This window comes from Pseudogemmobacter blasticus, assembly GCF_003071405.1.
GTDB lineage: Bacteria > Pseudomonadota > Alphaproteobacteria > Rhodobacterales > Rhodobacteraceae > Pseudogemmobacter > Pseudogemmobacter blasticus.
The window spans coordinates 2,534,369-2,548,018 of record NZ_CP020470.1; the positions used below are offsets into that span (position 1 = coordinate 2,534,369).

At 65.3% G+C, this 13,650-nt stretch carries 12 protein-coding genes, 1 pseudogene and 1 riboswitch; of the genes and pseudogenes, 8 read left to right on the plus strand and 5 right to left on the minus strand.

Going from position 1 to position 13,650, the window contains the following annotated elements; translation table 11 throughout:
- Positions 1 to 42: 42 nt before the first annotated feature.
- Positions 43 to 227: riboswitch (cobalamin riboswitch) on the minus strand.
- Between the two features lie 145 nt (positions 228 to 372).
- Positions 373 to 804 carry an SDR family NAD(P)-dependent oxidoreductase gene (locus B6K69_RS12320; RefSeq protein WP_108643990.1) on the minus strand — a complete coding sequence of 144 codons (432 nt, stop codon included), beginning with the start codon at positions 802 to 804 and terminating at the stop codon, positions 373 to 375.
- Between the two features lie 27 nt (positions 805 to 831).
- Here B6K69_RS12320 and B6K69_RS12325 point away from each other — a divergent pair.
- Positions 832 to 1,260 (plus strand): annotated as a pseudogene (locus tag B6K69_RS12325) (MDR/zinc-dependent alcohol dehydrogenase-like family protein); the annotation flags it as partial.
- A gap of 16 nt (positions 1,261 to 1,276) precedes the next feature.
- A complete protein-coding gene (gene grxB, locus B6K69_RS12330; protein ID WP_108643991.1) occupies positions 1,277 to 1,903 on the plus strand; it encodes a glutaredoxin 2 in 627 nt (208 codons plus the stop codon).
- A gap of 94 nt (positions 1,904 to 1,997) precedes the next feature.
- Here the strand turns inward: grxB and B6K69_RS12335 are convergent, their stop codons facing one another.
- The 4 genes from B6K69_RS12335 to menC form a co-directional block, all read right to left on the minus strand.
- On the minus strand, positions 1,998 to 2,522 hold the full coding sequence (locus B6K69_RS12335) for an invasion associated locus B family protein (protein ID WP_108643992.1): 525 nt from the start codon (positions 2,520 to 2,522) through the stop codon (positions 1,998 to 2,000).
- A 60-nt stretch (positions 2,523 to 2,582) separates the two neighbouring features.
- Positions 2,583 to 5,171, minus strand: coding sequence for an autotransporter family protein (locus tag B6K69_RS12340; RefSeq protein ID WP_164681955.1), 2,589 nt, complete (start codon positions 5,169 to 5,171; stop codon positions 2,583 to 2,585).
- Positions 5,172 to 5,467: 296 nt separating this feature from the next.
- Positions 5,468 to 6,178: a GNAT family N-acetyltransferase gene (locus B6K69_RS12345; protein WP_108643994.1), complete on the minus strand. Its 711-nt coding sequence runs from the start codon at positions 6,176 to 6,178 to the stop codon at positions 5,468 to 5,470.
- Positions 6,175 to 7,308 (minus strand): o-succinylbenzoate synthase, encoded by a 1,134-nt coding sequence (gene menC / locus B6K69_RS12350; protein WP_108643995.1) that lies wholly within the window; start codon positions 7,306 to 7,308, stop codon positions 6,175 to 6,177. Before menC ends, B6K69_RS12345 begins: the two co-directional genes overlap by 4 nt.
- A 110-nt stretch (positions 7,309 to 7,418) precedes the next feature.
- On the opposite strand from menC, the gene B6K69_RS12355 reads away from it, so the two are divergent.
- Genes B6K69_RS12355 through B6K69_RS12380 form a run of 6 tightly spaced genes read left to right on the plus strand, consistent with a single transcriptional unit; the run spans position 7,419 to position 13,641 of the window.
- Entirely contained in the window at positions 7,419 to 8,375 is a 957-nt protein-coding gene (locus B6K69_RS12355; protein ID WP_228156724.1) for a MurR/RpiR family transcriptional regulator, read from the plus strand.
- Complete coding sequence (locus B6K69_RS12360; protein WP_107672593.1) at positions 8,372 to 9,955, plus strand: ABC transporter substrate-binding protein; 1,584 nt, start codon at positions 8,372 to 8,374, stop codon at positions 9,953 to 9,955. The genes B6K69_RS12355 and B6K69_RS12360 overlap by 4 nt, the downstream gene beginning before the upstream one ends.
- 23 nt (positions 9,956 to 9,978) lie before the next feature.
- On the plus strand, positions 9,979 to 10,905 hold the full coding sequence (locus B6K69_RS12365; protein WP_107672594.1) for an ABC transporter permease: 927 nt from the start codon (positions 9,979 to 9,981) through the stop codon (positions 10,903 to 10,905).
- Positions 10,902 to 11,741, plus strand: a complete 840-nt coding sequence (locus B6K69_RS12370; RefSeq protein ID WP_107672595.1) for an ABC transporter permease — start codon at positions 10,902 to 10,904, stop codon at positions 11,739 to 11,741. The genes B6K69_RS12365 and B6K69_RS12370 overlap by 4 nt, the downstream gene beginning before the upstream one ends.
- Positions 11,738 to 12,697 (plus strand): ABC transporter ATP-binding protein, encoded by a 960-nt coding sequence (locus B6K69_RS12375; RefSeq protein ID WP_108643996.1) that lies wholly within the window; start codon positions 11,738 to 11,740, stop codon positions 12,695 to 12,697. Before B6K69_RS12370 ends, B6K69_RS12375 begins: the two co-directional genes overlap by 4 nt.
- Positions 12,694 to 13,641 carry an ABC transporter ATP-binding protein gene (locus B6K69_RS12380; protein ID WP_108643997.1) on the plus strand — a complete coding sequence of 316 codons (948 nt, stop codon included), beginning with the start codon at positions 12,694 to 12,696 and terminating at the stop codon, positions 13,639 to 13,641. The genes B6K69_RS12375 and B6K69_RS12380 overlap by 4 nt, the downstream gene beginning before the upstream one ends.
- Positions 13,642 to 13,650: the final 9 nt, after the last annotated feature.

The window sequence follows — 13,650 nt, forward strand, 5'->3', positions numbered from 1 at the left end:
GACCCGACACCGGAACACCCCGTCCGGTCAGCGTCGTTCGGCGCTGGCAGGTCTCCCGGCTTGCGGATCTCAGGGGGGCTTACCCCTGGCGGTACCCTGCCTTCCCGGCCGGTCGGGCCAGTGGCGGTGGGTGACCTGTCCGGTCACGGTCGCGGGGGCGGCTGTGTTCTGGGCCTGGCGGCCACGGACACATTCCCTTTTCACCTGTCACGAAGACAGGCACCAGCCGGGCGGTGATGCGCCCGTTGCGTTCAGGTTGTCAAGCCAGCCCCGGATGCCGCTGCAATTGGCCGCAATCCGGCCCGGCTGCAAGCGGCTGATCCTGCGAGAGTGGCGACCGCGCGCGGGCCTGTCCTGCGGCCGCCCTGCCTGCTATCCCTGCGTTGCCGTCATGCCACCATCCACCACCAGGACCGAGCCGCTGCAATAGCTGGCCTCGTCCGAAGCAAGGAACAGGCACGCATTCGCGATTTCCTCCGGCCTGCCGGGGCGTCGCATCGGCGACATGGCCTGCGCTGTGGCGGGGTCGTTGAAACCGTCCAGCAGGCCGCCCACCATGCCGGTCGCGATATATCCGGGGGCCACGACGTTTGAACGGATGCCCTCTCCGACATAGGCGCAGCTCATGGCGTTGGACAGGTTGATCATCCCGGCCTTGGCCGCGCAATAGGCATGGGCCCGGGGCAAACCCCGGAACCCCGATACGCTGGACACATGCACCAGCGCCCCGCCGCGCTGGTGATGCCGCATCTGGCGAACGGCCAGACGCGACATCAGATAGCAGGATGTCAGGTTGAGCCGCATCACCTCATCCCATTTGTGGGGGTCGGTTACCTGACCGCGCTTGGGGCGCAGCGCATCGTGCCGCGTGCAGACCTGTCTGAAACCGTCAAGCGCCCGCTGGAAGCAGAAACCTGGGCCGGTTGCGTGGATGCGGTTGGCGGCGCGATGCTGGCGCGGGTTCTGGGGCAGATGCGCTATTGCGCCTCTGTCGCGGCGGTCGGGCTTGCGGGCGGCCCGGCGCTTCCGGCGACGGTGATCCCCTTCCTTCTGCGCGGCGTCAATCTTCTGGGGATCGACAGCGTGATGTGCCCGACCGAACGCCGCATCGACGCCTGGGCCCGGATTGCCCGCGATCTGCCGCTGGATCTGCTGGCCTGGATGATCCGGCCTGCCGCGCTGTCGGATCTTCCGGCGCTTGGCGCGGCGATCCTGAAGGGAGAGGTGCAGGGCCGGGTCGTGGTTGATGTGAACGCCTGAACCGGGTGCCAAAGGGATGCGGCTCTATCTTTATGAGCACTGCCCATACTGCATCCGTGTCGTCATGGGCGCGCGGATGAAGGGGTGGCCGCTGGACCTGGTTCATGTGCCCTATGACGATGCAGAGACGCCCAGGCGGCTGATCGGGCGCAAGATGCTGCCCATCCTGCAGGATGGGGCAGAGGTCATGTCGGAAAGCCTTGATATACTTCGGAAACTGGATGAAATGGGTGGGGAACGGCTGTTCCGGCAGCCGCCCCGGCCGCAGGTCGTGGACTGGATCACGGCGTGGAAATCCACGATCTATGGACTTGTCCTGCCCCGCGCCGCCGATCCGCGTTATCCTGAGTTCCAGACCCCTGCCGCCCGGGCGGCTTTCGTCGCCGCCAAGGAGGCGCGCCACGGGCCCATGGCGGCGCTGCGCCTGCAAACCGGCCGGCTGGTGGATGATCTGCAACAAGGCTTTGAAACTCTGGCGCCGATCCTGCCTGACGGGGATGGTCCGTTTCTGGACGACATCCTTCTGTTTCCGATGTTGCGGACCCTTGCGGTTGTCAGCGAACCCTGCATCGCGCCGAAGATCCAGGTCTATTGCGAACGGGTCATGCAGCGCACCGGGCTTGACTGGCCGAAGGCCGTCTGATCGCCCTTGTCGCTGACCGTCATCCCCGGATGCCGCCCCTTTCAGGTAAGACCCCCGTCTCATCGCGCGGATTGCCGTGTTTGGGGGGGGTATCTCAGGGGGCTGGCAGGGCCAGTCTGGCCCAGGCATCGGTGAAGCCCGCTGGCGACAAGGCAACCTCAAGCGTTTTACCATCCGGTGCGGTCATTGAGGCCGTCAGCTTCTGCGAGGCGCCGATCGCGGCCACCGTCGCCGCATCCAGGGCCGGGCGCAGGATGCAGCCCGCCGGCAGGCAGGTATCAAACGCGGCCCCAACCGACAGATCGCCATCGCCCTTGAGCGCCAGCCCGGCCGAAAGTTTCAGCCCCAGCGGTGCGACGATGGTGGCCGCCGCGCTGCCATCGGGTTGCCGTGTCAGGCCAATGGCCAGCACGCGCTTGCCTGATTTGCTTTCGTTCAACTCCTGCGTCATCTCGCACAGGCGCGGGGCATCGGCCGTGGCGGCGGGCACACAGCGCACCATCCAGTCACCGAAAGTTTCGGTTGTCATGTCGGCGGCCACGCCTTCCGCCTGCGCCGCACCCACGGCAGCAAGGATTGCTGCCGCAACGGCCGCGGCAAGGGATTTCTTCTTGAACATCTGCCTGACCTTTCAGGTTGCGCCCCGGCCCTGCGATGGGACCGGGGTCAGGCTATTGCATCAGAACTGGACGCGGAAGCCGACGGTTGCTGCAAGACCTTCGGCGTCGCCGCCGTCAATGGCGCGGCGATAGGACATCTCCGTATAGACGGTCTTGTTCCCATCCCAGAGATAGGAGCCGCCGACGCCGATTTCGGCCCAGGTCGCCGCGTTGGTCTGGGTCAGCGCCACCCCGTCCACCGTGACCGTGGTGTCGCCCGAGAAGTTGTGCAGCAGGTTGCCGATCACATAGACCTTTTCACGGTGGTTCACCTCGGACGAGGTGGCACGGTCGCCGAACAGCCATCCTTCCGAATACTCGTATTCCCAGGCCACGCCGATGCGGCCGATCAACTGGTCATTGTGCCCCAGATCGATCAGCGTGCCCTGATCGTCGGTGAAGCTGCCGCCCGAGATATGCGACCAGGTCAGTTGTGCCTGCGGCACCAGCGCCGAATTCGCGCTGATCGCCTTGCGCCAGCCGATTTCGGCCCCCACCGCGGTTGCGGTCAGGCTCTTGCCGTCAAGCAGCGTCGCGCCGTCGAAGGTGACATCGGTCTTGAGGCGGTTCACCTGGCCCTGAAGGTCAACGTAAAGCCCGTTGTCGCCATACCAGGTGCCGGTCACGCCCAGACCCAGGCCATCGGCCTTGATGGTGCCGGTGCCCTTGGCGGTGGTGACATCGGTCGAGGAATGTCCTGCCTGCAGCGTGATGCCAAGCACCCACTGGCCGGCATCGCCATGTTCCAGCGGGTGGTCATACCCCAGTTGCAGGCCCCAGTCGTGGCGATCGGCAGCGATGCCGCTGGTCGAGCTTTCCGGCCGGATTTCCGACTTGTCGCCCCAGACCCGCATCCAGGCCCCGCGCGCAGGGTCGACCACGCCCACGCGGGAGCTGTCGCGCCCAAGCCACTGCCGCTGCCCCACCCGCTGTTCCAGCGTCGGAAGGCGGGCCAGCAGGGCCGCAGGAAGCGCTTCATGGATGCTGCCGGGCGCGGGCGGTTCAACAACCGCAGCTTTGGCGACCAGATACCAGCCCTCGCTGCCCTGAGCGAGCGTATAGGTGAAGTCACCTGCCGACACAGACCCGCCCTGCAAGACGAAGCTGCCGGTGAAATCTTTCGTCTGGACAACCAGGATGCCCGTTGTCGTGGCTGCCCCGGTGCCGCCGATATTGTTGACAACCAGCGTGGTCGTGCCCGAGGTTGCCCCGCCAACCACCAGAATGTCGGTGGCCGACGCATCATTGCCCAGAACGGTGTCAAGCGTAACGGTGCCGCCGTTGCCCGCGTAACCCGCAGTGACGGTCAGCGTATCGCCCGCGCTTCCGTTGCCAAGGACAACGGTTCCGGCATTTGCAAGATCGCCCGTCAGGGTGAAGGCAGATTCCGCAAAACCAAGCGTGGTGCCACCCTGCACGAACATGCCCAGAGGGCCACCCGTGGCGGGGCCACTGCCAACCTCGGCGCCCGGGCCGGCAAGGGTAAGCGTGGTGGCATCGGCCAGCACCAGCCGTTCCCAATCGGGCAAGGACGACCCGTTGGCGGTGACGGTCAGGCCAGACAGGGTGAGCGTGTCGATATAGCCGTCGTCCGCCAGAACGTCATCACCGCCGCTCAGGGTCTGGCTGCCGTCCCAGGTCGCGGCCGTGACGGTCAGCAGATCCGAACCATTGCCGCCGTCGAATTCCGTCAGCAGGCCCGAGGACCAGGTGGCGGTATCGTCGCCATCGCCGCCCATCAGGCCACCGATGGTTGCGCCATTCAGGACCAGCGTGTCATTGCCGGCATCGCCGCTGACCGGGCCGCCGACGGTGCCGCTTGTCAGGGTGATGAGATCGTCGCCCTCATTGCCCTCGATGAACTTGCCGATGTCCGCGCCTGCAAGCCCCGAGCCGCCGAGGGTGATGGTATCGTTGCCGGTGCCCCCCCGAACGCCCACGGCCGAGCCCTTGCGCAGCGCGATCAGGTCATCGCCATAGTCGCCACGGATTTCCCCCCGTGAGGTGCTGTAGCCTGCATAGGCATAGACGATATTGGCACCGTCGAGGACGATGGTATCGTTCCCGCCGGTGACGAACGGCGCATAGCTGGGATCGGCGGACCAGACATCGCCGACCACGTCACCGTTGATGGTGCCGCCGTTCAGCAGGATGGTGTCATTCCCCAGGGCGATGGTCAGCGAGGGGCCGGGATAGATGTTCGAGATGTCGCGCAGATAGTTCAGATCGCCGGTGATGCCGTTGAAGATCGAGACCTGCGACGGCGTGAACTGGGCGCCTTCGTTGAAGATGATGGTGTCATTGCCCAAAGGGCCGATACCGGGCGTCCAGACAAAGGCGTCACCGTTGATGTATTGGGTGATCATGGCCCCGGCGTTCACCGTGATGTGGTCATTGCCATAGCCAATTTCCGGCAGCGGTTTGGGATACCGATAGTCGCCCACGATGCTCCCGTTGAAGCCGGCATTGACGGTGACGGTATCGTTGCCGGCAAAGGGCAGAAGCTGGCCCGGCTGATCACAGGTGATTGTGTCATCGCCGTCTGTGATCGGTCCGCAGGCGGCATGGGCGGGGCCGTTCGCCAGCACAAGGCCGGCAAGCAGGGCCAAGGAGGAGATGCCCGAACGCAGGGCCCGACGGCAAGGGCGGGAAATACGCGAACTCGGAAAGCCACATTGCACTGGCATACTGCCACTCCATCACACACACGCCACGAATCTTTCCACAACACTGTGGAAGTCAAGATTGGATGTATGCAATCAATTTGCGGCAGGATTTTGGCAGTGCCTGAGCGGTATTCCGAAAAGTGATGCGCCCGAGTGCCGCCCGCAATCTGACAAGATCGTGCACGGTTCCGCCCTTGGCAGCAGTCTTTCTTGCGTGGCTTTCCGCGGCGACCGGCGCTTCAGCCCTGCAACCGGTATTGCGAAAGGCTGCGGTCGAAATCGACGATGCGGCGACCCTTGGCGAAGGCCTGTTGCAGGGCGGCGCGCAGTTCAAGGCGCAGGGTCTGGGCGTGATCGGGGGCGTCGCGCGTCAGGGTTTCCAGGTCTGCGGGCAGGGTCAGGGGCAGCGGAACACCCTGCCTGGGCTGGCGCCGGTTACCTTCGGCAAGCGAGGTGACCAGAGGATCGGCCAGATCCCAGTCCACCAGCAGCCGGTCCGAGGCCAGCCCGCCGTTGATGCCCGCCATTTCTCCGTAATAATCCGGCAGGTAGGTGTTGGCCGTTGCGCCCAGCCGGTGAATGTTCAGCGCGGCATTCAGCGGGCGCAGCGGATCAAACGTCCAGCGGATGCGGGTGATGCCGTGGCGCAGCGCCCAGTCGCGCTGATACAGCTTCAGCCGCAGGCCCAGATGCAGGCCACGCGCCTGTGGCAGCACGGCCAGCCGGTGCGAGTGCTGAACCTGCGGGTTTCGGGTGGGAAAGCCGAAGACATAGCCCACCAGCCGACCGTCCACGAAGGCGCCGCCGACCAGGCCGCCTTCAGCCTGGATGACCATCATCAGATCGGCGGGGTCCGGCATGTCGCCCGCACCCCAGACCGTGCGTTGCAGGTCTTCGGCGGCGCGGAACTCTGCCATGCCGGACAGGTCACGGAAGATCACATCGGTCATGCGGCATAGTCCCTGGCCGAAAGCGTGGCGGTGGCAAGGTAGTCGTGATCCAGCGTCACACCAATGCCGGGACCGGGCGGCACGGGCATCCGGCCTTGCACACATTCCAGCGGCTCGCGGATGATGTCGCGGGTGAAGTAGCGGCTGGCCGAAGAGGTATCGCCGGGCTTGGTAAAGCCGGGAAGGGTGGACATGTGGATGTTGTGCGCCCGGCCGATGCCGGATTCCAGCATCCCGCCGCACCAGACCGGCACCTGGAAGGACTGGGACAGGTCATGGATCTGGCGGGCGGCACTGTGGCCGCCGACACGGCCCACCTTGATGTTGATCACCCGGGCCGCATCGGTCTGCAACGCCTTGCGGGCATGGTCGACCGTGCGGATACATTCATCCAGGCACAGCGGCGTGCGAAGGCGCTGTTGCAGGGTGGCGTGGTCGTGGATGTCATCCCAGGCCAGCGGCTGTTCGATATAGTCCAGCGCGAAATCATCCATCCGGCGGATCAGGTCACTGTCGGCCAGCGTGTAGCAGCAGTTGGCATCCACCGTCAGATGCGCGCCCGGGAACTGCTGCCGCACCGCCTGCAACAAGGCGATGTCATGGCCGGGCTTCACCTTCAGCTTGATCCGCTTGTAGCCCTGTTCCAGATGCTGCGCGACGCGATCCAGCGTTCCGGCAACCGGGCCGATGCCCAGCGAGACGCCCACGTCGATGGCCGTGCCCTGCCCGCCCAGCACGGTTTGCAGCGGCAGGTTCAGCGACTTGGCCCAAAGATCCCAGAAGGCCATTTCCACGGTGGCGCGCGCCATGAAATTCGCCCGCCACGGGGCGAACAGCCGGGCCAGATGGTCGGGGTGGGCGAAGGACCGGCCCAGCACCTGCGGCAGCAACACCTTGTCCAGCAGGTCCATCGCCCCGGCCACGCTTTCTTCCAGATAGTCGGGCAGCGGGTCCATCACCCCTTCGGCATAGCCTTCCAGCCCCCCGGACCGCAGGGTCAGCAGCGGGAAGACCTTTTCGGTCATGGTGCCGGTGGCAATGGTGAAGGGGGTAATCAGCGGCAGGCGAACCAGCCGCAGGCTGGCTCCGTCGATGCGCAGGTCGGCGCGGGTTGGCGCAATATCGGGCATCGGTGTCCTCTGGTCTGGGTGGGATGCAGGAAAGCTGGAATTCAGATTACTTGCATTATTGACCTAATGAAAGTTTGCTGACAACCTCTCCCTGCAACCGGAGAGGTAATGTGAGCGAATTCCCCGAACAGCCCGAGACCAGGATGCCGTCGCACGCCGGCGATCTGCATCAGCGGCTGTCGCTTGCTGCCGAAACCGGAACCCCTTCCGAACGGGCGCTTGCCCGTTATCTTGAGGCGAACCTGTCCTCGTTGCCGTTCGAAACCGCGGCAACCGTGGCGCAGAAGGTGGGCGTGTCCGAAGCATCGGTCGGCCGGTTCTGCCGGTCGATCGGCTATCGGCACCTCAAGGATCTGAAATCCAGCCTGCAAGTGGACCTGGGCGAGAAGGCCTGGCTGATTGGCGACCGGCTGCGCGATTTCCATGACCGCAGCCGCAAGGACAACGCGGAACTGGGCCGCGCCCTGGAGCGCGAGATCGCGGCCCTTGTCAGCGTCTATGAACTGGCCGCGACGCCGGCCTTCGGCACCGCGGTGGCGCGGCTGGCACATGCTCCGGCGGTCTGGGTCGCGGGTTTCCAGACCGAACGCGGACATGCGGCGGAACTTGCACACAATCTGCAATACCTGCGGGGCGGGGTTGGCCTTGCAGATGCCTCGGGCGGGCATTTCGCCGAAGTCCTGCTGTCAGAACCCGAGGATACCACCCTCGTGCTGATCGACGGCCGCCGCTATTCGCGCCTGACGCGTGATCTGGCCCTGGCCGCGCGGGACGAGGGGATTCCGGTGACGCTGATCACCGACCCCTACTGCGATTGGGCCCCCGGCCTAGTGACAGAGCTTTTCGCCGTTCCGACAGACCTTAACCATTTCTGGGACACGACCAGCGCGATGTCCTCGCTCATCGGCCTTCTCGTCAATGGCGTATTCCGCGAGCTTGGGGCCGAGGTCGAGCAACGCATGGCCCGTGTCTCGGCGCTTTATGACGATTTCATCGGACATACCGTCCCGGGACGCAACCCGGGCAAACCCCTGGACCGAAATTCCAGCAGAGAGGATCACAAATGACTGTATCTTTCCGTAAGTCCGTTCTTGCCGCCAGCGTCAGTCTGGCAGCACTGCTCTCGGCGCAGGCCCTGGCCGCGCAAGAGGCCGTCTTCGCGATGTCCACCAACGAGGTCGGCGCCCCCACCTACAACCCGATCAAGGCCACCATGCTGAACACGGCCACCGGGCTGCTGTTCGACCGGCTGGTCAGCCAGGCCGCGGACCTGTCCTATCACCCGTGGCTGGCCGAAAGCTGGGAAGAGGCGCCCGATGGCATGTCCTGGACCTTCAAGCTGAAGCAGGGCGTGACCTTCCACAACGGCGAACCCTTCAACGCCGAAACGGTGAAGGCCTGGCTTGAGCTGTTCAAGACCACCGAGGGCGAGAACGCCTATATGGCCGAGGCCATCGCCTCGGTCGAGGTTCTGGACGACCACACGGTCAAGTTCGTCATGTCGCGGCCGGAACCGAACCTGCTGTACAACCTGTCCTCCACGTTCATGGGCGTTGTTGAACCCAAGTCGTTTGCCGCGCTTGGCGACAACTATGGCGTGACCGAGGTCTACGGCACCGGCCCCTACAAGCTGGAAAGCTTTTCCATCGGCCAGGAAACCGTTCTCGTGCGCAACGAGGATTACACCTGGGGGCCGGAAATGGCCAAGAACCACGGACCAGCCAAGGTTGAGCGTCTGACCTTCCGCGAAATCCCCGAAGATTCCACGGCGTTCCTGGAACTCAAGACCGGCGGGGTGGATTTCCTGCTGTCCGTGCCAGCCGACCTGATGGGCGAGGTGCAGAAAGAGGCCAACCTGGCCGTTCTGACCATGGCCGGTCAGGATGTCTGGTACATGCCGATCAACGTGACCAAGGCCCCCTTCGACGACATCCGCGTCCGCGAGGCCGCCGCCAAGGCCATCAACCAGGAGGAAATTCTGGCGGCCGTGTTCGGGGGCGTCGGCGCCGTGGCCGATACCTTCCTGATCTCGGCCCTGCCGGAAAGCCACGTCTCGGACGGGGCGAAGATCAAGTACGACCCTGCCCGCGCCAATGCCCTGCTGGACGAGGCAGGCTGGGTCATGGGCGCCAACGGCGTGCGCGAAAAGGATGGCCAGCCGCTGAAGGTCTCGCTCTGGACCCAGAGCGACAGCATCTTCCGCCGCCTGACCGAGGTTGTTCAGGCCCAGCTCAAGGCCGTGGGGATCGAGGCCGAGATCACGACCTTCGACAGCTCGACCATCCGCGACCAGTACAAGACCGGCGAACAGCAGCTCGCCGTGCGGTCCTACAACTGGGACAACGCCGATATCGTCGACTGGTTCTTCGGGGCTGACCGGCTGGGCTATCCGAACGTGTCGATGTTCAACGACCCCAAGGCCGAAGAGCTGCGCGCGGCGGCCATGACCGGATCGAAGAACATGGAAGAGCGGATCGCCAATTTCACCGCCTACCATGAATATGTGCTGACCCAGTTCCCGATGGCCCCGATCTACCAGCCGGTGCAGGCCATGGCCTACAACAAGGACCGCATCGCGCTGCCCGAAAAGATTGACGCCCCGTCCTTCGGAGCGGCCGCCTTCCTTGACCTTGAGGTCAAGGAATAACGGACGGAAACGGGAAGACCGGCATGTTATCCTGGCTTGTCAAACGGCTCTTGATGCTCGTGCCGGTCTTTCTGGCCGTCTCGGTGGTCATCTTTTCGATCCTGCATTTCATCCCCGGCGATCCGATCGACAATCTTCTGAAGATCGGGTCGTCGCCCGAAGCCCGCGCCGAGGTTGAGGCCCGCTATGGCCTGGATAAGCCCCTGCCGGTGCAATACGGCATCTGGCTGGGCAATGTGCTGACGGGCGACCTGGGCACCGCCATCGTGGCCCGCCGCCCGGTGGCCGACCTGATCGCCCAGGCGTTGCCCCATTCGCTGCGCCTGGGTGGGTTGGCGCTGCTGTTTTCCACCGTTGTCGGCGTGACGCTGGGGGTGGTCGCCGCCCTGCTGCGCGACCGCTGGCCAGACCGCGCCATCATGGGCGGGGTGCTGCTGGGATCGACCATGCCCAGCTTCTGGCTGGGGCTGATCCTGATCCTGATCTTCTCGGTCAGTCTGGGCTGGTTTCCCGTTTCGGGCGCGCGCGGCTGGGAATCGCTTGTCCTGCCGGTGCTGACGATCGGGCTTGGCGGCACGGCGCTGGTGGCCCGCATCACCCGCGTGTCGATGATCGAGGCCTCGGGGCGCGATTTCGTGATGCTGTTGCACGCCAAGGGCCTGTCGCCGCTGCGCATCCAGTTGCGCCATGTGCTGCGCCATGCGCTGATTCCGGTGGTCACGATCCTGGCCTTGCGCATTGGCTGGATTCTGGGTGGCGCCGTCACGGTCGAGGTGGTCTTTGCCCGCCCCGGCCTGGGCACGCTTCTGATCAAATCCCTCAGCCAGCACGATTATCCGGTGGTGCAGGCCTGCCTTCTGATGCTGGCCATGGCGGTCATTCTGGGAACGCTTCTGGGCGACATCCTGCAGGCGCTGATGGACCCGCGTGTTCGGGCGGCATTGTCATGATCGCGCCCCTGCGTGCATTGCGCCGCCCGCAAGGCGCCGTTGCCGGCCTGTGGCTGATCCTGGTGATCTGTGCCGCCCTGTTCGCGCCGCTGCTGACACCCTATGCCTATGACATTCAGAACCTGCCGAACGCCTATCAGCCGGCGTCGGCGCAGCACTGGCTTGGCACCGATGAATTCGGGCGTGACCTGCTGACCCGGCTGATCTATGGCGCGCGCACCTCGCTTTCGGTCAGCGCCACGGCCATCTCGATCTCGGTTTTCTGCGGCATGGTGCTGGGGGCATCGGCCGCGTGGTTCGGCGGCTGGCTTGACCGGATCGTGACCATGACGGTCGATCTGACCTGGTCCTTCCCGGAAATCCTGATCGCGCTGATCCTTGTCGCCATCATCGGCCCCGGCACGACCGGGGTGATGATTGCCATTTCCGTAGCCTATCTGGCGCAGTTCACCCGCCTGACCCGCGCCCAGATCATGACGCTGAAGGGCGAGACCTTCATCGAGGCCGCACGCAGCCTTGGCGCGGGAAATGCCCATCTGCTGTTCCGGCATCTTCTGCCGAACGCACTGGCGCCGGTGCTGGTTTCGGCCATGCTGGCAACCGGCGATGCCATCATCCTGGAAGCGACCCTGGGCTTCTTCGGCCTTGGCGCGCAGCCCCCGGTGCCAAGCTGGGGCGGCATGATGTCGGCAGGGTCGGCTCTGGTGTTCAAGGCGCCCTGGGTCATCATCTTTCCCGGTCTTGCGGTGGCAATCACCGTGGTGGCGATCAACCTTTACGGCGATGCGCTGATTGCCGAACTCGACATCCGGTCGCGGCTGCGGAGGGAAGCATGACGGCGCTGCTGAAGCTGGACGACATCAGCGTCTCGATCGGCAACCTGGGCCTGCTTGACCGCATCAGCCTGTCAGTCGGGCGCGGGCAGGTGGTTGGTCTGGTCGGCGAAAGCGGATCGGGCAAATCCCTGACCGCCATGGCGGCGATTGGCCTTTTGCCGCTGATCGGTGGCCGCGTGACAAAGGGCACGGTGCGGTTCGACGGTCAGGACATGGCCGCGATGACAGAAACCCAGCGGCGCAAGCTGCGCGGCGCGCGGATCGGCTTCGTTACCCAGAACCCGATGACGGCGCTGGACCCGGTGCAGCGCATCGGCGAACAGGTGGACGTGGTGTCGCGCCTGCATCTGGGCCTGTCGCGGGCCGACGCCCGGGCGCGCACGCTTGAGCTGCTGACCCGGCTGCGCATCCCCGAAGCGGGGGCGGTTGTCGACGCCTGGCCGCATCAGCTTTCGGGCGGCATGAAACAGCGCATTGTCATTGCCATGGCGCTGGCGGGCGATCCTGACCTGATCATCGCCGATGAACCCACCACAGCGCTGGACGTGACGGTGCAGGCGCAGATCATCCAGATCCTTGGCAGTCTGGTGCGGGAACGGGGCGTGGCGCTTTTGCTGATCACCCACGACATGGGTGTCGTGGCGCAGGTCTGCGACCGCGTGGCGGTGCTTTACGCCGGGCGTCTGGCCGAGGAAGGCCCGGTCGGCCCGATCTTCGCCGCACCGGCGCATCCCTATACCGCCGCGCTGATCGGCTGCATCCCGCAGGACGGCATGGCAAAGGGCAGTCTGACCGGCATCCCCGGTGCGGTGCCGTCGGCCGCCGCCTTTCCGGCCGGGTGCCGGTTCCACCCGCGCTGCCCGCGCGCCTCTGACCTCTGCCGCAACACTCCGCCCATGATCGTGCACCGCACCGCGGGACAGGTTGCCTGCCACCACCCCGGAGAAGCCGAATGACCGCGCCCATGGTCAAGATCGACGCGCTGAGCAAGCGCTTCCAGTCGGGCGGCGGCCTGTTTGCCAAACCCCGCACGATGATGGCCGTGCGCGAGGTGACGCTGTCCATCGGCAAGGGCGAAGTTCTTGGCGTGGTCGGCGAAAGCGGCTGCGGCAAGTCCACCCTTGCGCGGCTGGTGCTGCGGCTGATCGAACCCACCTCGGGCCGCGTCACCATTGACGGGACCGACATCACGGCCCTTTCTGCCGGTGCGCTGCGCCGGATCCGGCGGCGCATGGCGATGGTGTTCCAGGACCCTTACTCCAGCCTGGACCCGCGCTACAGCCTGGCCGATGTTCTGGCCGAACCCCTTCGCCTGCAGGGCGAGGTGATCGCACCGGCCCGGGTCGACGAAATGCTGGCCTCGGTCGGCTTGCCGGCCGCGCTGGCCGCCAGCCATCCGCACCAGTTGTCGGGCGGTCAGCGTCAGCGCGTGGGTATCGCCCGCGCCCTTGCGTTGAAGCCCGATTTCGTGGTGCTGGATGAACCCACGGCCAGCCTGGATGTGTCGATCCAGGCGCAGATCATTGCCTTGTTGGCCGACCTGCGCGACAGGCTGGGTCTGACCTACCTGTTCATCAGCCATGACCTTGGCCTTGTGCGCTATTTCTGTGATCGCATCGTGGTGATGTATCTGGGATCGGTGGTCGAGGTTCTGCCCGACACCCGCACTGCGCCGCGCCACCCCTATACCCGGGCGTTGATGGAGTCGAACTTCGCCCCCGATCCGGCGCGTCGCCGCGTGATCGAAATGCTGACGGGCGAGGTTCCCAGCCCCTTCGCCCTGCCGCCCGGCTGCGCCTTTGCCACCCGCTGCCCCCGCGCTTCGGACCGATGCCGCCGGGATACCCCCGCCCTTGCGGGCGATGCCGCCCATCCGGTGGCCTGCTTCCATCCGCTTTGAAAGGACCAA

Coding starts and splice junctions, on each gene's coding strand:
- B6K69_RS12320 (WP_108643990.1), bottom strand. CDS start 804: ATGCGGCTCAACCTGACATCCTGCTATCTGATGTCGCGTCTGGCCGTT.
- grxB (WP_108643991.1), top strand. CDS start 1,277: ATGCGGCTCTATCTTTATGAGCACTGCCCATACTGCATCCGTGTCGTC.
- B6K69_RS12335 (WP_108643992.1), bottom strand. CDS start 2,522: ATGTTCAAGAAGAAATCCCTTGCCGCGGCCGTTGCGGCAGCAATCCTT.
- B6K69_RS12345 (WP_108643994.1), bottom strand. CDS start 6,178: ATGACCGATGTGATCTTCCGTGACCTGTCCGGCATGGCAGAGTTCCGC.
- menC (WP_108643995.1), bottom strand. CDS start 7,308: ATGCCCGATATTGCGCCAACCCGCGCCGACCTGCGCATCGACGGAGCC.
- B6K69_RS12360 (WP_107672593.1), top strand. CDS start 8,372: ATGACTGTATCTTTCCGTAAGTCCGTTCTTGCCGCCAGCGTCAGTCTG.
- B6K69_RS12365 (WP_107672594.1), top strand. CDS start 9,979: ATGTTATCCTGGCTTGTCAAACGGCTCTTGATGCTCGTGCCGGTCTTT.
- B6K69_RS12370 (WP_107672595.1), top strand. CDS start 10,902: ATGATCGCGCCCCTGCGTGCATTGCGCCGCCCGCAAGGCGCCGTTGCC.
- B6K69_RS12375 (WP_108643996.1), top strand. CDS start 11,738: ATGACGGCGCTGCTGAAGCTGGACGACATCAGCGTCTCGATCGGCAAC.
- B6K69_RS12380 (WP_108643997.1), top strand. CDS start 12,694: ATGACCGCGCCCATGGTCAAGATCGACGCGCTGAGCAAGCGCTTCCAG.